At 68.8% G+C, this 17,042-nt stretch carries 19 protein-coding genes and 1 pseudogene; 7 read left to right on the top strand and 13 right to left on the bottom strand.

Going from position 1 to position 17,042, the window contains the following annotated elements; translation table 11 throughout:
- Window positions 1-2 precede the first annotated feature (2 nt).
- Both HVO_RS21290 and HVO_RS11545 read right to left on the bottom strand, forming a co-directional pair.
- Window positions 3-245: a cupin domain-containing protein gene (locus HVO_RS21290; protein ID WP_004043516.1), complete on the bottom strand. Its 243-nt coding sequence runs from the start codon at window positions 243-245 to the stop codon at window positions 3-5.
- 123 nt (window positions 246-368) lie between these two features.
- Entirely contained in the window at window positions 369-917 is a 549-nt protein-coding gene (locus HVO_RS11545) for a helix-turn-helix domain-containing protein (RefSeq protein ID WP_236995486.1), read from the bottom strand.
- On the opposite strand from HVO_RS11545, the gene HVO_RS21285 reads away from it, so the two are divergent.
- Together HVO_RS21285 and HVO_RS11540 are read left to right on the top strand one after the other, a co-directional pair.
- The gene (locus HVO_RS21285; RefSeq protein WP_236995485.1) at window positions 916-1,206 is read left to right on the top strand and encodes a hypothetical protein; all 291 of its coding nucleotides are present in this window, start codon (window positions 916-918) and stop codon (window positions 1,204-1,206) included. The two genes, HVO_RS11545 and HVO_RS21285, sit on opposite strands and share 2 nt — an antisense overlap.
- Window positions 1,207-1,311: 105 nt before the next feature.
- On the top strand, window positions 1,312-2,649 hold the full coding sequence (locus HVO_RS11540) for a permease (protein WP_004043519.1): 1,338 nt from the start codon (window positions 1,312-1,314) through the stop codon (window positions 2,647-2,649).
- An 84-nt stretch (window positions 2,650-2,733) separates the two neighbouring features.
- On the opposite strand, the pseudogene HVO_RS20135 reads toward HVO_RS11540, so the two are convergent.
- The 6 genes and pseudogenes from HVO_RS20135 to mvaD form a co-directional block, all read right to left on the bottom strand.
- Window positions 2,734-3,041: pseudogene (locus HVO_RS20135) on the bottom strand (non-histone chromosomal MC1 family protein).
- A 107-nt stretch (window positions 3,042-3,148) separates the two neighbouring features.
- Window positions 3,149-4,153, bottom strand: a complete 1,005-nt coding sequence (locus HVO_RS11530; RefSeq protein ID WP_004043522.1) for a phosphotransferase family protein — start codon at window positions 4,151-4,153, stop codon at window positions 3,149-3,151.
- A 91-nt stretch (window positions 4,154-4,244) separates the two neighbouring features.
- A complete protein-coding gene (locus tag HVO_RS11525; RefSeq protein WP_004043523.1) occupies window positions 4,245-4,937 on the bottom strand; it encodes an HAD family hydrolase in 693 nt (230 codons plus the stop codon).
- Window positions 4,938-5,024: 87 nt separating this feature from the next.
- Entirely contained in the window at window positions 5,025-6,734 is a 1,710-nt protein-coding gene (locus HVO_RS11520; protein WP_004043524.1) for a histidine kinase N-terminal 7TM domain-containing protein, read from the bottom strand.
- 165 nt (window positions 6,735-6,899) lie between these two features.
- Window positions 6,900-8,033, bottom strand: a complete 1,134-nt coding sequence (locus HVO_RS11515; protein ID WP_004043525.1) for an NAD(P)/FAD-dependent oxidoreductase — start codon at window positions 8,031-8,033, stop codon at window positions 6,900-6,902.
- A gap of 75 nt (window positions 8,034-8,108) precedes the next feature.
- Window positions 8,109-9,083, bottom strand: a complete 975-nt coding sequence (gene mvaD / locus HVO_RS11510) for a phosphomevalonate decarboxylase MvaD (protein WP_004043526.1) — start codon at window positions 9,081-9,083, stop codon at window positions 8,109-8,111.
- 554 nt (window positions 9,084-9,637) lie between these two features.
- On the opposite strand from mvaD, the gene HVO_RS11505 reads away from it, so the two are divergent.
- Window positions 9,638-10,078: an SRPBCC family protein gene (locus tag HVO_RS11505; protein ID WP_081442886.1), complete on the top strand. Its 441-nt coding sequence runs from the start codon at window positions 9,638-9,640 to the stop codon at window positions 10,076-10,078.
- Between the two features lie 51 nt (window positions 10,079-10,129).
- On the opposite strand, the gene HVO_RS11500 is transcribed toward HVO_RS11505, so the two are convergent.
- The 3 genes from HVO_RS11500 to HVO_RS11490 all read right to left on the bottom strand — a co-directional run bounded on the left by HVO_RS11500 (window position 10,130) and on the right by HVO_RS11490 (window position 12,052).
- Window positions 10,130-10,783: a hypothetical protein gene (locus HVO_RS11500; RefSeq protein WP_004043528.1), complete on the bottom strand. Its 654-nt coding sequence runs from the start codon at window positions 10,781-10,783 to the stop codon at window positions 10,130-10,132.
- A 110-nt stretch (window positions 10,784-10,893) separates the two neighbouring features.
- The gene (locus tag HVO_RS11495) at window positions 10,894-11,475 is read right to left on the bottom strand and encodes a flavin reductase family protein (protein ID WP_004043529.1); all 582 of its coding nucleotides are present in this window, start codon (window positions 11,473-11,475) and stop codon (window positions 10,894-10,896) included.
- Between the two features lie 145 nt (window positions 11,476-11,620).
- Window positions 11,621-12,052, bottom strand: coding sequence for a DoxX family protein (locus HVO_RS11490; protein ID WP_004043530.1), 432 nt, complete (start codon window positions 12,050-12,052; stop codon window positions 11,621-11,623).
- Between the two features lie 357 nt (window positions 12,053-12,409).
- On the opposite strand from HVO_RS11490, the gene HVO_RS11485 reads away from it, so the two are divergent.
- The 3 genes from HVO_RS11485 to HVO_RS11475 all read left to right on the top strand — a co-directional run bounded on the left by HVO_RS11485 (window position 12,410) and on the right by HVO_RS11475 (window position 14,750).
- Complete coding sequence (locus tag HVO_RS11485) at window positions 12,410-13,087, top strand: winged helix-turn-helix domain-containing protein (protein WP_004043531.1); 678 nt, start codon at window positions 12,410-12,412, stop codon at window positions 13,085-13,087.
- 40 nt (window positions 13,088-13,127) lie between these two features.
- Window positions 13,128-13,961 carry a DUF429 domain-containing protein gene (locus HVO_RS11480; protein ID WP_013035385.1) on the top strand — a complete coding sequence of 278 codons (834 nt, stop codon included), beginning with the start codon at window positions 13,128-13,130 and terminating at the stop codon, window positions 13,959-13,961.
- A gap of 345 nt (window positions 13,962-14,306) precedes the next feature.
- Entirely contained in the window at window positions 14,307-14,750 is a 444-nt protein-coding gene (locus HVO_RS11475) for a hypothetical protein (RefSeq protein WP_004043533.1), read from the top strand.
- A gap of 12 nt (window positions 14,751-14,762) precedes the next feature.
- Here HVO_RS11475 and HVO_RS11470 read toward each other — a convergent pair whose 3' ends face one another.
- Entirely contained in the window at window positions 14,763-15,002 is a 240-nt protein-coding gene (locus tag HVO_RS11470; protein WP_004043534.1) for a hypothetical protein, read from the bottom strand.
- A 79-nt stretch (window positions 15,003-15,081) separates the two neighbouring features.
- Window positions 15,082-15,366 carry an acylphosphatase gene (locus HVO_RS11465; protein WP_004043535.1) on the bottom strand — a complete coding sequence of 95 codons (285 nt, stop codon included), beginning with the start codon at window positions 15,364-15,366 and terminating at the stop codon, window positions 15,082-15,084.
- 174 nt (window positions 15,367-15,540) lie between these two features.
- Here HVO_RS11465 and HVO_RS11460 point away from each other — a divergent pair, with 174 nt between their 5' ends.
- Window positions 15,541-16,902 carry a phosphopentomutase/phosphoglucosamine mutase gene (locus HVO_RS11460; protein ID WP_004043536.1) on the top strand — a complete coding sequence of 454 codons (1,362 nt, stop codon included), beginning with the start codon at window positions 15,541-15,543 and terminating at the stop codon, window positions 16,900-16,902.
- The last annotated feature ends 140 nt before the right edge of the window (window positions 16,903-17,042 follow it).

Genomic DNA, 17,042 nt, shown 5'->3' with positions numbered 1-17,042 from the left:
AACTAGACGGCGAAGTGACCGACGCCGCCGGCCGCGGCGTGGATGAGAACGCGGTCACCGGCGTCCACGTCAATCGCGTCCAGCGCCTGCCACGCGGTGCGAGCGCCCGGCTCAAACGTGACGCTCGCGGCCGCCGCGCGGGCCTCGCTCTGAGAGTCGAACAGGGGGTCAAGTCGGGCGTCTCCCGTGAAGTACTCCTCGGGTCCTTCGACGGACGGGTTCGCACAGCCTTCGGTGATATCCATGGTTGTCTCACCTCTCAGTTGGGTGTCGTATGACTTGGTTTCGATGCTATCTGGAATGGGGTGTTTAAATACTGTCGCCGGTTCGGGGTCACGGCCATCGGAACACGAAGCTGGGGTCCGTCGCTATCTGCTGACCGTGTTGATCTGCGACTGCGAGCCGAGCGCGGAGGTGAGAAGCTGGCGCTCGCCGCGGCGGAGGAGACTCGACATGGAGGGTTGCGAGATACCCATCTCCTCGGCGAGCTCTTCGGTCGAGACCTGCCGCGGGCTCTCGTAGTAGCCGCGGGAGATGGCGAGCGTCAGCGCCTCCTGTTGTCGCTCGGTCAGTCCGTACTGCGACGACTCGTCGCGTTCCCGGGGGTTCTGCGTGATAGAAATCAGCTCGATAGAGATACCGTACTCCTCGCAGCGGGTTCGCATCCCGTTGAACGCGTTGTAGTTCTGAAAGAGCTTCTTTTCGTACCAGCCGTCGGGCGTGACGACCGTCCGCTCCACCTGGGTCGCGGTGAACCGCTCGGGGGCGAACGCTTCCGAGACGACGTCGTCCAGTTGGATGGTGGTTTGGAAGACGTCCTTACCGCTCGCGCGCCCGAGCGCGTCGACGGCGACGACTTCGTCGAAGGCCAACAGGTCGGGTTCGGAGATGTCCGCGTCGGGGTCGACGTAGAGCATGAACACCCGAGAGTTCCCCTCGTGGCAGAGGCCGTGTACGCATTCGATCTGGTTCGACGGAACCGATTTCGCGAGACGGACGAACGGCAGCGCAGACGAACGAATAACGATCTCCGTAGTGATAGTCACGGGAGAAACGGAGGTGCTACTCGAAGTTAACTTTCTGGGTACCCCGAGAGACAGGCCGTATTACGCCTCCTACGGGACGTTTGACGCCCGAGCGAGTTTCGAGCCGGTGACGCTCCGTCGCTCCGACGGCGCGAGCCGAACGCGACGGCTCACGTTCTGAACTCTCCGCCCCGTCGGAGTTCACAATCAGAACTCGCGTCGCGCCGGGACCCCGATTCTGCTAGGCACAACCCAGTTAGGTACGGCTTCCCTCATACTCAATCACATGGACCGGAGCGAATACGCGATACTCGCGGTCATCGCAGCCGCGACGGTCGGACTCGGCGTGTTCACGACCACACAGCCGCTCGGGACGTTCCTCGTCGAGAGCGCCCGAGAGGCGCTTTCAACCACCGCGGCCATGGCGTGGGTGACGTGGTGGGCGCTCGTCGTCGGCTTCGCCATCGCCGGCGGCGTGGAGGCGTGGACCTCCGGCGAGGAGGTCTCTGAGCTGCTCGAGGGCCACGGCCCGCGCGAAATCGGCTACGGCTCGCTGTTCGGCTTCGTCTCCTCGTCGTGTTCGTACAGCGCCATCGCCACCGCGAAGAACCTCTTTAAGAAAGGCGGCTCCGCGGCGGCGACCCTCGGGGCGTTCATGTTCGCCTCGACCAACCTCGTCATCGAAATCGGCGCGGTCATCTGGATTCTGCTCGGCTGGCAGTTCCTCGTGGCCGACATCCTCGGCGGGTTCATCCTCATCGGGCTGATGGCGTTCGGCTTCGTCTACCTCGTGCCCGACGAGGTGGTCGAGCAGGCCCGACGGAACGTCCAAGACGAGGGAAGCGAGACCGTCCGCGACCCCGTCTGCGGGATGGAAGTCGACCCCGACGAGACGGAGTACAGCGTCGAACGCGACGGCCGGACGTTCTACTTCTGCTCGAAGTCGTGCAAGGAGAGCTTCGACCCCGAAGAGGCCAACACGACGGTTCGCGAGCGGGCCACGTCGCTGTCGGGGTGGAAGGCGCTGGCCGACAAGCAGTGGAAGGAGTGGGGGATGCTCTGGGACGAAATCGCCATCGGCTTCGTCTTCGCCGGCCTCATCGCCGGCTTCATCCCCGACGCGGTGTGGACCTCGGTGTTCTCGGGGCCGACGTTCGGGCTGCCGGTGTACGTCTTCTGGACCGCGGTCCTCGGGGCCGTCATCGGCGTCGCCACCTTCGTCTGCTCGGTCGGGAACGTCCCGTTCGGGGCGGTCCTCTTTTCGAACGGCCTGCCGTTCGGGAGCGTCCTGAGCTACATCTACGCCGACCTCATCGTCCCGCCCATCGTGGACGCCTACCGCGAGTACTACGGGACGACGTTCGCGGCCGTCCTCTCGGGGATGATATTCGTGGCGGCGGTCCTGACGGGCGTCGTCATCCACTTCGTCTTCCTCGGCGCGGGGCTCATCCCGGCCCCCGAGAGCGTCCAAATCGCGGAGGTGAGTATCGAGGCCGACTACAAACTCGTGTTGAACGTGTTCGCGACCGGCTTGTTCGGCGTCCTCTACTGGCTCCACCGCTCGGAGTCTGTTGGTGATGACGGCCACGGCGGTCACGGCGAGGCGGCGCAGGCCGGCGACTGAGCCGTCGGTGCGCGTGCGCGACGCAGGTCCGAAACAGCCCGAAAAACCGAAGCCGGGGTCCACCGGCCCCGCCGAACCCCCGGCTTACGCTTCGAGATGTTCGATGCCCTGCTTCGAGACGTTCGCCCGGGTGACGTGGTCGTCCATCCACTCGGGGGCGTCGTCGTCTTTCTCCTCGGTCCACGCCAGCCCTCGTAGATGTGGACGCGGTCGGTGCCGCGCTCGCGAAGGCTGAGCGTCGCCTTCCCGTCGATGTCGTCGGGGCTGGGTGCGGGATGGAGTCGGCGGGCGGCCTTCAGCGCCGCCTGCCGGGGATACGTTCCGCTGAACACGCTCGTCTCCTCGCCGTCCTCGAAGTGGACGAAGTTTCGCTTGCCGTCTTCTCGTACCATGCGTGACTATACCACGCACTCAGAATTAGTAGTTCGTGTCGCCGCGACGGTCACAGCGCGCCGTCGACGGGGCGGTTCGTCCCGGTCGACGCCACTCCCCCCACGACTCACAACCACGCGTCGAGTCGCGCTCGGTGGAAGTCGACCGCGGCCGCGCCGGTTCGCTCGGGGTAGCCGGGGCGGGTCACCTCGCCCGCCGAATCGACGGCCGAGTGGACGACGGCGGCGACCCGATAGGCGCGCGGGACCGGTGGGAGCGGCCGGACCGACTCGTAGCCCGCGCGGAACGCCCGGCGGAGCGGCGCGCCGTCTTCGACGTACCAGTCAGCGACGAGGTGTTCGACTTTGGCGACGGCGAGTCCCGGCGCGGCGGCCATCGGCTGTCCCCAGTCGAGGACGGCCGAGACCCGGTCGTCCTCGACGAGCGCGTTCCCCGGTCTGAAGTCCCACGGATAGAGCCGCACCGGCGGGTTCGCGGGGAGCGACGCGGCCGCGACGGCGTCCGCTAACCGCTTTCGACACCCGTCGAACGCGGCCGGGAGCGCGGCAATTCCCTCGCGGGCGTAGGCGGAGAACCACGCCTCCCAATCGCTGTCGTCGGCGCTCGTGGCGTCGAATCCGCGGTTGGTCGCCGGTTCCGATTCGAACCCGGCTCCGCCCGCGGTCGCTTCGCCACCGTCGGCTCGCTGTCCGCCGCGAGGAGAGCCCGCAAGCCGACCGTAGCCGTCGAAAGTGAACTGTTCGTGGAGCTGGCCGAGGCCGACGCCGAACGACCGGGCGACCCGCCGCTGGGCCGTCGCATCGAGCGAGACGAACCGCTCGTGGAGTTCGTCGCCGGCGGCGCGCTCCGTGACGACGTAGCCGGCCCCGTCGAGCGCGCCCGACGCGAGGACGCGGGGGACCGGAATCGACGTGCGCTCGCGGACCGCCCGCGAGAGGGCGGCTTCGACGGCCAGCGCCGCGGCGTCGGCCGCCGTCTGGACGACGACTTCCCCGCCGTCGGCGAACGTCGCGACCGCGGTTTGCTTGTGGTTCCCGTTCGGAACGCGGGCCGTCGCCGCGACGCGTCGCTCGGGGAACTCGCGGGCGAGCACGCCCTCGACGGGGTTCATGGAACCACTCTACGGGTGACGCGAACAAAGGTCCAGCGGACGGCTCGCGGCGGCCGATGGCGATGGCGACGGCGACGCCGCGGGAGCCGAGTCACGGCCCGCCGTCGAGAATCGTCGAGAACTCGGTGAGCGACCGGAGGACGTACGCCGGGGCGTACGAGGTCGGGTCCGGGTCGCCTTCGTCGCCCGTCTCGACCGGGCACCACGCGGCGTCGAGACCGGCGCGGTGGGCTCCGTCCACGTCGAACTCCAGCGAGTCACCGACGTGGAGGCTCGCGTTTGCCTCGGCGTCGAGGTCGGAAAGCGCCCGGTCGAACGGGTCGGGGTGGGGCTTTCGCCGCGGCATGTCGCCCGCGAAGACGACCGCGTCGAACGCGTCGGCGATGCCGAGCGCGTCGAGTTTGACGGCCTGCCGCCGCTCGGGACCGTTGGTGACGAGGCCCACCGACGCGTGGTCGCGGGCGGCGGCGAGCGCGGCCTCGGCACCGGGGCGAAACGAGACCGCCGAGTGGTCGACCGTCTCGACGAATCCGCGGGCCAGCGCCCGAACGTCGACCCCCTCGCGGTCGTGTTTGGCCGCGACGCGCTCGAAGCCGTCTGCGAGGTAGCCCTCGTGGTCGTCGTGGTCCGGCAGGCCGTCGAGGGCGGCCCAGAGGTCCGACGGCTCGCCGAAGCGGTCGAGACCGGCGGCGTCGAACGCGCCGGCGTAGATGGTCTCGCCGCTCTGGTCGTTCGTACAGAGCGTGTTGTCGAGGTCGAAGAGAATCGCGTCGAACGGTGCCACACGCTCTCTTGGAGCGGCGGCGATAAAACCTCGTCCACGAGCGACGCCGACCGCGGCGGCGACGGTCCCCGAGTCGAACGGGGCGGCTCAGTCCGCGGCCTCGACGGTCGCGAGCGGGAGTTCGATGACGAAGACGCTTCCTCGCGGTTCGTTGTCCTCGATGTGGACTGCGCCGCCGAAGTTCGAGACGATGGTGTCGACGAGGTACAGGCCGGTGCCGGTGCCGGGGCTTCCCAGCCCCTTCGCGCCCTTCCCGAAGACGACCGACTTCCGGTCGTCGGCGATGCCGGGGCCGTCGTCGGCGATGCGGACGGTGACGCACTCGTCGTCCGCCGCGCCCGAGACGGCAATCGACGGGCGGTCGCGGTCGCTGTGGACGACCGCGTTCTTCAGGACGTTCACGAACACGGAGTCGAGCAGGTCGTTGGCGAACACCGTCGCCGGCGGGAGGCTATCGACCGTGAAGGCCGCGTTCGGATAGCCCTCGCGCACGTCGTCGACGGCCTCGCGGAGCGCGTCGCCGACGTCGAGGGCGCGGCGGCGCTCGTCGTCGTTCGTCGCGCGCATCAACTGTCCGAGCACGTCGGTGAGGTCCACGGTGTTGAGCGCCCGCCGGAGCGCGGTCTCCAACTGCGACCGCGCCTCGTCGGACAGCGGCTCGTGGTCGAGGACGATGTCGATGTACGCCGTCACGAGCTGCATATCGTTTCGGATGTCGTGGCGGACGATGCGGTTGAGCACCTCCAGTTCGTCGTTTCTCGACTCCAAGGCGAGTTCGTAGCGTTTCCGCGGCGTCACGTCCCGAACCGAAACCACCCACCCGAGCGGGTCGCCGGCGCGGTCCAGCGGGATGCGCGTCAGTTCGACGTAGCGCTCGCCCGCGACGAGCGCGTCGCACGTCGGGGGGTCGCCGGCGAGGTCGTCGTAGTTCGGGAGAGCCTCACTCGCCGGGCGACCGAGGAGCGGGTCGTCGGCTCCCAAGAGGGGCCGGACGTGGTCGTTGACGTGGACGACGACCTCGTCGGCGTCGAGGACGACGAGCCCGTCGGTCGAGTGCGCGCCGGCGGCCGCGTAGGCGAGCGAGAGGATGTCGAGGAGCTTGTAGCGGTAGACGGCGATGCCGAACGTCACCGCGGGCACCGCGAGCGAGGCGGGGATGAGGTTGACGCCGCCGGCGAGCGGCGGCGAGTCGGTGAGTTCGAGCGCGGCGACGACCGACGGCACGACCATCCCGACGATGAGGAGCGTCGCCTGCGTCCGGTAGGGGCGGTCGAGTTCGAGGGCGTACTGGCCGATGACGCCGAGCCCGAGAAACAGGAGCACGAAGGCGTAGACGAGGCCGAACACGCTCACCGGGCCGTCGGTGACGGAGAGCGTCACCCCACCGTCGACGGCCGACAGCTCCCAGCCGGTGTAGCCGAGTTCCAGCGGGTTGGTAAAGAGGACGACGAGGAACACCGCGGGGACGACGTACAGCGCCGAGGCGACCTGCCGGTCGAGCAGTTCCCGCCGGTCGGTGTACGCGAGGGCGAAGACGAAAAACGCCGGCGCGGCCGTCATCGCACCGACGTGGAGGAGCTTGTAGGCGAGCAGTTTCGCGCCGGGGGCGACGAGAAACAGCTTGACCGCCGTCGTCGCGGTCCAGAAGGCGACGGCGGCCGTCAGCACGGCGAACGAGACGACCGTCGGGTTCCGCCCCCGGCGGCGGACGGACTGGAGCGCGTAGCCCGAGAGGATGGCGGCGACGACCGCCGCGAACACCATCGGGTAGGCGTACACGCTGTGCTGCCAGTTCATCGAGCGCCTCGCTCGGCGGTCACGTCGCGAATCGCGGCCTCGCCGGCGCAGTCTCGGTCGTTCCCGGTATCGTCGGTGATAGCTGGAGATACTCCGGCATCGGATAAAGAACTTCTCAGGGTCGGGCCGGCGGACCGCGGGAGCGGGTCGCCCGCCGCCGACCCGTCAGGCGTGCAGTTCCTCGTCGACGAGGTCGACCGCCCGCGAAATCGCGCCGACCGAGGTGAGATGGCCCGCCCCGACGGTGGCTTTCATGGCCTTCGCGGCCTTCCCGCGGAAGATGCTCGGGCCGACCTGCGCGACCGCGCCGTCGCCGACCGAGACAATCCAGCCGGGGACTTCGAAGCGATAAGGGTCGGGCCGCGGGGCGAACTCGTCTTCGTCGCCGCCGGTCTCGAACTCGACCTGCGCGGCGATGTTGCCGGCGACGGTCTTCGCCTCGCGGAGCGCCGCGGAGGCGCTCGCCGGCACGGGCTCGCCGTCGGCGTCGACCGCGCGGGCCGCGTCCCCGACGACGAACGTCCGCCGGTCGAGACGGAGGTCCGCCCTGACGGTGGGGCGCTCGCCGCCCATCGCGTCGTCGCCGGCGATGCCGCCGGTCCAGACGAGCAGGTCGTAGTCGATGTCGCCGGTGTCCGCCTCGACGGTCGCGTCCGTCACCGATTCGACGGTCGTCTCGGTCCGAATCTCGACGCCCCTGTCGAGGAGTTCGTCGCGGACCGCCCGCCGGAACGACGCGTCGAACGACGGCGCGACGGCGTCCAGTTGCTCGACGAGGACGATATCGGCGTGCGCGCCCTCCTCGTCGCGGAGCGCGGCGAGTTCGCCCGCGACCTGCACGCCAGACAGCCCCGCGCCGCCGACGACGACGGTGCCGCCCTCGTCGCAGTCGTCGAAGAAGCGCGTGCGGATGGTTTCGGCGTCCGCGACGCGCTTCAGCGGGACCGAGTGGGCTTCGAGGCCGGGGATGCCGTAGTAGGCGGTCTGCGCGCCCAGACAGACCGCGCAGTAGTCGTAGTCGAGGGCGTCGCCGGCGGCCAGTTCGACGGTTCGCGCGTCGCGGTCGACGCCGGTCACGCGGTCGACGACGACCTCGGCGCGGTCGAGCGCCTCGTCGAGGGGGACCTGAATCGCGTCGGCGACCGCCGGCCGTCGAATCGCGCGGTGGACTTCGTGTTGGACGAGGTGGTGCGGGGAGTCGTTCACCACGGTCAGGTCGGCGTCGGCGGGGAGTCGGCGTTCGAGGTCGCGGGCGAGCGTGAGGCCCGCGTACCCGGCACCGAGAACCAGGACACGCATGGCTGTCTCGTCGGGCGCGAGAGAAAAGAGGGTGACGGCGATCGCGGGCGCGGTACGCGGCGGTCGGCCGCGCGCTCAGAACAGCGCCTCGGACTCGTCGAGCACCTCGGCGGGGCCGCCGACGCCCCACACGTCGGTCTCGACGCCGCAGTCCGCGACGGCTTCCTCGACGCGGTCGACGTGCTCCTCGGTCGTGTTGATGTAGACGCTCGCGCCGGTGTCGGTCGAGAAGTAGACCGGCACGTCCTCCTCGTTCCGGAGTTTGCGGACGGCGTTGAAGACGGCGATGGTGCGCGGTTGCCAGTACACCCAGCCGGCGGGGCCGGTCATCGTCGTCGCCGCGAGCGACAGCGAGTCGTGCTCCGCGAGTTCGAAGGCGGCGTCGAAGTCGCCGTCGTACAGCGCGTCGCGCATGTCGTCTATCTGGGCGTGGATGTGGGCCATCCGCGCCTGGAACATGTGGCTGTCGGCGGCCTCGGCGTGGGCCTGCTCGGTCTCCTTGTAGGCGGGGACGTGCGCGGCGACGATGCGCAGGTCGTCTTCGAGGTCGGTCTCGATGCGCTCGGAGCGGCAGTCGGTGTCGTTCATTCCCGAGTAGAGGTGCGAGAACGCGCCCGTGACGGCGCGGGCGGCGGACGCCGACCCGCGGCGGGCGATAGTCGAGACTTCGGGGCGCGTCATGTCGAGGTCGGCCGCCTCGGCAAGCGCCATCGCGGCGGCGGCGAACCCGGACGCCGACGACCCGAAGCCGATGTTCGATGGGAAGGAGTTCTCGCTTTCCAGTCGGACCCGGTGGTCGAAGCCGGCCAGCTCGCGGACCCGGTCGACGACGGCTTGGATACGCTCCGCGCCGCGGCCCTCGACTTCCTCGCCGCCGATGACGTAGACGTCCTCGTCGGCGTCGGGGCGGAACTCGACGGTCGTCTGCGTGTGGCTCGGTGCCGTGCAGACGCTGATGCTGTCGTGGTACGGCATTCGGCGCTCCGTGTCTCGCATCCCGTGATACTTCACGAGGCCCTGAATCGGGTGGGCCTTGGCGGTGGCCTTCATGTTCGAACGCCCGTCGGACTCGGGGTTAAACGTCCCGATAGGCGTCGGCTCCGGCGGCTCACGGTGAAAGTCGGTCGGAAATCGAGTGCGCGCCGGCGGGACGGCCGGCGCGGGTCGGTCGCAATCGGTGCGCAGGAAGGTGGCACGGTCTCCCTCTCCCGCGGGAGACGGTCGAGTTCGATGCAGTCGGTCGGTTGTGTGTGTGTCGTCGTATCGTGGTGACGGTATCGTGGTTGAGTAGCTGGATTCGCTCCGATTGGTTGGTTAGTCGGTTCGTTACGGTGCAGTCGGTTCGTTACGATGCGGTCGGTTTGTTGCTGTTCGTCGTCGTGCGAGTGGTTCTGCCCGGCTTATTCCGTGGACTCGGATTCGTGTCCTCGCTCCCAGACGTTCGTGACGCTCTCGCCTGTGGGCGGTGTGTGGCTGACGTCTCGCATCGTCGCATTCGGGCGGTCACTTGTGTTGCTCATGTGTTGCCTTGGTAGTTGCTACCACGATTCGTGGATAAAGATTTCGGCGGTGTTATATTACGACTTATTAGCATACTAGGAGATATGAGGGGAGCGTCGAGTCGGACCCGAACGCGCGTGGAGCGAACGCCTGGCGGGCGTCGTCTGGTCGTCTCTCGGCGGATTTCGGCTCCCGCGGCGGCGGCGTGGGACGTGTTGGTGTCGGTCGCAGACTGGCCCGACTGGGGACCGAGCGTGTCGGGCGTCCGCGGCGTCGACGGAGGAATCGAGGCGGGGAGTCGCGGCGAGGTCCGCGTCGCCGGCGTCTGGGTCCCGTTCAGCATCGAGACGTGCGACGACGAGTCCCGTCGGTGGACGTGGCGCGTGGCCGGCGTACCGGCGACGGGGCACCGCGTCGACCCGGTCGGTCCCGAACGATGTTCGGTTTCGTTCGAAGTTCCCGTGCTCGCGGGGCCGTACGCCGCGGTCTGTGCGGTCGCGCTGCGCCGAATCGAGCGACTCGCGAAGCGGCGCGCTCGCGGGTGAGGCGGGTCGAGAACACGGGAGCGCGTGAGTTCGAAACCGAGCCAGAGCCGCTCAGAACGGGCCGAACAGGACGAGCGCGGCGACGACCGCCACCACGACGACGGCCGCGACGAGGAGCGCGAGCGTCCGACCGGAACCGGCGTTTTCGGCTTCGTCCGCCTCCGCCGCGGCGCGGGCTTCCTCGGCGTCTATCTCGTCGAGAATCTCCTCGAACTCCGGTTCGTGTGGCTCGTGATACTCGTCGATGACGTCCTCGTCGAGGTCGGCGTCTTCGAGCGCGTCTACGAGGTCGGGAAGCGCCACGAGGTCGATGGGGCGTTCGACCTCGTCTGGGTCGACGAGGAGCGCTCGGTCGCCGTCCTCGTCGGGTTCGTCGAGTTGGTCGTCGGCCGCGAACGCGAGGGCGAGCGTCTCCATGGCCTGCTCCTCGTCGCCGGTCGTCAGGAGCGTCCCGTCGATGCCGCGGTCGGCGCAGCGCTCGGCGAACGCCTCGACGCTCCGGGCGTCGAACGCGGCTTCCACGTCTATCCAGACGACTTCGGTCGGCTGCGACTCGTCTCCGGGGGCCGAAAAGAGGAACGTCCGCCCGTCGCGGTCGCTCCGTTTCGTCCGCTCCCCGCGGGCCGCACGGACTCGCTCGACGACGGTTGCCGCGTCATCAGTATCGAGAAACGAAAGTACGCTCGACAACGACACGTCGCTCATTGGTTCAAAAGACTCTGTGTCTCTCGATAAAGCTTCGCGCCCCATTATCAACTCACGATAACGGGCGGGCAGCCGGAGCGGGTTCGTCGGAGCGGGTTCGTCGGAACAGGTCAGTCCGGGCGGACGAGTTCGAACCGGTCGTCCGTCGTCGCGTACTCGTTGCCCGCGAGGCGGCCGACCGCATCGAGCTTCCTCGTGTCGAGTTTGCCGTCGGTCAGCACCTCGTCGGCGACGTGCGCGTGGACGACCTCTCCCAGGACGAGCGTCGAGGAGCCGACCTCCATGCTGTCGTAGAGCGTGCACTCGAAGGCGACGTTGGCGTCGGCGACGCGCGGGGCGTCGACCCGAACGGCCTCGGCCTTCTCGATGCCGGCGTGGTCGAACTCGTCGACGCCCGGCGGGACCGTCGCGGCGGTCTCGTTCATCGCTTCCACGAGGTCGCGGGTGACGACGTTGACGACGAACTCGCCGCGCGAGATGGCGTTTCGCGGCGTGTCCTTCAGCGACGGCCCGCGGCCGACCGGCGCGAAGACGAGCACCGGTGGGTCGACGCTGGCGACGGTGGAGAAACTGTACGGCGCGAGGTTGTCGGCGTCGTCGCCGCGGGTGCTCACCCACGCGATGGGCCGCGGGACGACGGCTCCCGAAAGCAGGCGGTACGGCGAGCCGAAGGCGTCGGGCGCGCCGTCCATCAGCGACCCCCCGCCGCGGGCGGTCGGGGTCGGCTACTCGGCGGGCGACGAGAGCGTGTGGAATCCGGTATTGCGTCGGTCACGAATGAGTGTGTGGTGGGCTCGGAGGCCGATGAATCTGTGGGACGGCGTCGGTTCGGCCCGGTCAGAACAGCGTCAGGCCGATGGCGTAGGACCACGTCGTTCCGCTGAGCGCGAGGAAGACGAGCGCGCCGCCGAGCATGACGAGGTTCTTCAGGAAGCCGGTCATCTCGGACTCCCGTTGGTCCTCGGGGACCGCCCAGAAGTCGTGGAACACCGGCGTCCCCACGATGAGGAAGACGGCGACGGCACCGGCGGCGAGCGCGGGGAAGACGCCGAGCGCGATTCCGAGGCCGCCGAAGACGAGCATCCCGCCGGAGACGACGACGCCGAGGCGGGGGGCCGGCAGGCCCTTCATCTCCGCGTAGCCGGTCATGTGGTCGAGGTTCAGGAAGTGGTTGAGCCCCATGAACGCGAGCACCGCGCCGAAGAGGACTCGCGCGAGGAGGAACGCGATGTCCGCGCCGGGGGACGCGAACTGGAGCGCGACGCTCATCTCGGCACCTCCGTCGCGTCGGCGGTCGTGCGGCGGTCCGTCGTCCGGAGTACTACTATCATTGCGTTACCTGGTACGAGACCGAACTGATATATGTGTTTGCTGACATATGTGTCACCGGGTAACCGCGCAGGTAGCCGGTTACGGCGGCGTCACCCGCGGGCCAAACAGCGCGCTGCGAACCGACGGTGCATTCCGGTCGAGGCACATTCGGGGTTCGGGAGTGTCTGAACGTTCCGTTCTCGGACCGTATATGGTAGTGTTGTCCGACCCTCGAAAGATATACCCCACTTGCCATTGCATATCAAAGCGGGACGTGTCAATCATGATGAAAACGACCAGCGGAGAGTCTCGTATATGACCGAGACGTGGGATTCCGCGGGGTATATCGCAAGCTCACGGTACCGACTGGCCGTGTGCCGATATCTCTCGGAGCACGGGTCGGGACTGCCGTCTCGAATCGCGGCGGAGTCCGACCTCGCACAGCCGCACGTGTCTCGGGCGCTCTCCGAACTTCGGGAGCGGGGCATCGTCGAACTGTTGGTTCCCGAGTCGCAACAGAAAGGGCGTCTCTACGGGCTGACGGACCTCGGTGAACTCGCCTACGAGCGGGTCGCCCTCGACCAGGAGGCCGAGATTACCGTCGTCGACGACGGCGAGTTTCCCGCGCCCGAACTGACCTCGGAGTTACGGGAGGCGTACGGGGACGCACTCCGAGCGGTCGCGTGGTGTGAGCCGGTGCAGACGCGGATTCGCTTCTTCGAGCAGTCGCTTCTCGACCGCTACGACGAGGACACCGTCAAGACGCTCGTCGCGACGCTCACGAACGAGGAGGCCATCGACCAACCGCTCGAAGACCTGCCTATCGGCGGGCCGGAGCTCGTCGCGTTCGCCATCGACAACACGCTCATCGTCCGGGTGCCGCTCGAAGACGGCGTGAAACTGCTCGTCTCGCTCGACGCGAGCATCGACGTGACGCTCAACGAACTCCGCGATTCCTGTCGGCAGATGTCGGCCGTGGCGCTCGACTCCTGAACCCAGAGCTTTTCTCTCGCTCCACGACGTAGCTCGGCCCGTGCCACAGCGATGCGTTTCCCCCGCGGTCGGCGTCGACGGCTGTCGGGCCGGCTGGGTGTGCGCCGTCGCCGGCGACGGCCTCAGCGTGCGAGTCGTCGCGGACTTCGACGCCGTCTGGGACCTCGCCCGCGAGCGAGACGCCCGGCGGGTGCTCGTCGATATCCCCATCGGGCTGCCCGAATCCGACCGCCGCGCGTGCGACCGGGCGGCCCGCGAGCGGCTCGGCTCCCGCGCCGCGACCGTCTTCTTCGCGCCCGTTCGGTCCGTCCTCGACGCCGATTCCCACGAGGCGGCCAGCGCGGCGAACCGCGAGCGGACCGGGGCGGGTCTCTCGATTCAGGCGTGGCACCTCGTGCCCAAGATTCGCGAGGCCGACGCCGTTCTCCGCGAGGCGTCGCGCGCCCGAAGCCGAGTGTTCGAATCCCATCCCGAACTCGCGTTCGCCGCGTTCGCCGGCGACCCCCTCCCGGAACCGAAGTCGACGCCCGAGGGGCGCGCCCGCCGTCTCGACGTGCTCGGGACGGCGTTCGGCGGATGCGATGGTCGGAACGGTGACGGCGATGACGACAGCGACGACGGTTCGGAAGCCGACGCGACCGACGACCGGGAGTTCGACGCCGAGCGCGCCTACCGCGAGACGCTGGACCGGACGCTCCGCCGCGACGTGGCCCGCGACGACGTGCTCGACGCGCTCGTCCTCGCCGCCGCGGCCCGACGCCCGCTCGCAACGCTCCCGAGCGACCCGCCGACAGATGCCGTCGGACTGGAGATGGCGATTCGCGTCCCGACGGACGGGCCACCTCCGCGAACAGAGTTTGACAACCATGCATAATTATTCACGATAGCTGGAAGCACACTAGTATATAGTCAACAATAGTGTGTGGTATTCTCGGAGGAGAAGATATTTATGTGCAGTGTTCAATCGAATAGGTGGCGTGGCCGCTGCCGCCACCACAGAATACCCAGCCCAGCCCAATGCGTGATTCAGTGCCAGCACGCAGTCGGTCGCGCCTCCCGCTGCCTCTACTCGGGTTCGACGACCCCGCCCCGGGCTCGAACCCGACCGTTTCCACGTACTGAGCGGCTGCCTCGGTCGGCGCGTCGCCCGTTCCCGCCCGATTTCGAGCCCCGGCTCTCCGGCCCGAAGCTACATCTGCGACCCATCCTAACCCCGCGTATGTACACCGGCAGGACGGACCAGCCCTGCTGTCTCTGCGACGACCCGAAGACCGTCGCTCGCATCGCGGTCCCTCCGCGGGCGGTGACGCTCATGGAGAACGCCGCCCCCATCGCGTGGCGCGACATCGTCGGGGACGTGACGCTCCAGTTCTGCGAGAGCGACTGGGAACTCGTCACCGAGTTGGTGTTGGACCTCGGCATGCACCCCCTCTCGCGGTGTAACGTCGCCCGCGCGGACTTCAGCATCCGCGAGGACTTCGAGGCGCTCCTGAACAGCACCCGCGACGAACCCGACCAGACCGAACAGGAAGACCGTCTGCTCGCCGAGGCCCGCGCCGTCATCGACGACGCCGACGACCCGATGGTCGAGGAACGCGACCTCGTGGAGGCCCACGTCGTGGTTCGGGCGATGGCCGAACTCGGCGTCGACCGACCCGCGTGAGTCGGCCCCCGATCACGCGCCGGTTCCCACGCCGAACAGCCGCGTCGACCCCCACGTGAGCACGACGATGCCGGCGACGAACACCGCCAGCGCCGCCATCATGGGAAACGGGTCGAGCGACGGCCCGCCGAGGAACGGCCCGCGGACGATGAGAAACGACGTGCCCATCGAGAGGCCGAGGCCGGCGCTCGTCACGAGCGTGAAGAACAGTTTTGCGACGCCGAGTCCCCGCGTGTCGGTCCGGAAGCGCATGGGAACACGTCCCCCGAACCCCGCTTGAACGATTTGGCCGTCTCGCTGATGTTATCGCGCGGTTGTCGAGTTCCTCCGGTCAGCGCTCGATGCGAAACCCGGTCTCGCCGTCCGGTTCCTCGAAGGTAACGTCTACGTCCTCGACGGTCGCCATCGGACTCCCCTCGTGGCACCACTCGACCATCGCCTCCACGTCGTCGCGGGGGCCCTCGAAGACGGCCTCGACGCGACCGTCCGAGAGGTTCTTCACCCAGCCGTCGACGCCGCGGTCGCGGGCGGTGTCGCGGGTCGTCGCCCGGTAGTAGACGCCCTGTACGTGTCCCGAGACGTAGACGTGCGCGCGGGTTCGACCGTGTTCGCTCATGGCTCCCGATTCGACGCCCGCCCTCAAAGGCGTGCTGCCTCGGCCGGTCGATTCGGCGGTTCGCCCGGGAGCCGATTTTCGTCTTCGGAGCGCCCCCCGACCGTCCCGTGCGGCCGCCTCGCACGCGTCCCCCGAACCGTCAGCATCTAAGTACGACCCCGTCAACGCTGGACTATGGAACTCTTCGGCACCGCCGGTATCCGCGGGAGCGCGACGGAGCGAGTCACGCCGGAACTCGCCCTCAGAGTCGGCCGCGCCGCCGGCCGCGCCGCGCTCGAATCGGACGCGTCCGCCGAGTTCGTCGTCGGCCGCGACGGACGGACGACCGGACAGGGCCTCGCCGCCGCCGTCGAGGCCGGCCTGCTCTCCGCCGGCGCGGACGTGACCCGGGTGGGCGTCGTCCCGACCCCGGCGCTCGCGTTCGCCTCGCGTGGTCGCCGCGGCGTCATGCTCACCGCCTCCCACAACCCCCCGACGGACAACGGCATCAAGATGTTCGTCGACGGTCAGGAGTACGACCGCGACCTCGAACGCGACATCGAGACGCGGGTCGGGGCGGACGCGCCCCCGACCGACTGGGACGACTGGGGCGCGACGGGGACGAGCGGCGTCCTCGACGCCTACCGCGACGCAATCGTCGAGTTCGCGGGCCAGCACGGGGCGGACCTCGACGGCCTCTCTGTCGCCGTCGACTGCGGCAACGGGATGTCGGCGCTCGGCACGCCGCAGGTCCTCCGCGACCTCGGCGCGCGCGTCGTCACGCTCAACGGGCAGATAGACGGCCACTTCCCCGGGCGCGAGTCGAAGCCGACGCCCGAGACGCTCGCGGACCTCATCGCGTTCGTCGCCGACGGCGACTTCGACTTCGGCATCGGCCACGACGGCGACGCCGACCGCATCGTCATCATCGACGGGGACGGCGAGGTCGTCCACGAGGACACCGTCATCGCCATGGTCGCCGAGCACTACGTCCGCGTCTCCGACGCCGAGGACCCCGTCGTGGTCACGACGCCGAACGCCTCGGGCCGCATCGACGAGCGGGTCCGCGAGGCCGGGGGTCGCGTCGAACGCGTCCGCCTCGGCGCGCTCCACGAGGGCATCGCAAGCGCCCGCGCCGACGGCGGCGACGTGGTGTTCGCGGCCGAACCGTGGAAGCACGTCCACCCGTCGCTCGGCGGTTGGATAGACGGCGTCGCCTCCGCGGCGCTCGTCGCTCGCCTCGCCGCCGAGTCCGGCATGGCCGGCCTGCGCGAACCGGTTACAGAACGCCCGTATCGCAAGGTGAGCGTCCCCTGCCCCGACGAGAACAAGCGGGCGGCGATGGCGGCGCTCGAAACCTCGCTCCCCGAGGCGATGGCCCCCGAGTCGGTCGACACCGAGTACGGCGTCAGACTGGAGTTTGCCGACGCGTCGTGGACGCTGGTCCGCCCGTCCGGCACGGAGCCATACATCCGGGTGTACTCCGAGGCCGACGACGTGGACGCGCTCGTCGACGAGGTGACGGCCGTCGTCGAGGGCGAAGTCGAGGCCGCCTGAGCGGGGCTCCGGGGGAATCGGTCCGGACGCGCGACCCGGCGAGACGCGAACACGACGCCCGCGGACGTGAACCGCGGACCCGTTCTCGGCGATTTGCAAACGTGGTGATGCGACGCCGCTGAAACCGCGAAACGACACCT

The organism is Haloferax volcanii DS2 (genome assembly GCF_000025685.1).
GTDB lineage: Archaea > Halobacteriota > Halobacteria > Halobacteriales > Haloferacaceae > Haloferax > Haloferax volcanii.
Note: the sequence above shows the minus strand (reverse complement) of the source record. Positions and strands in the feature narration are given on the sequence as shown.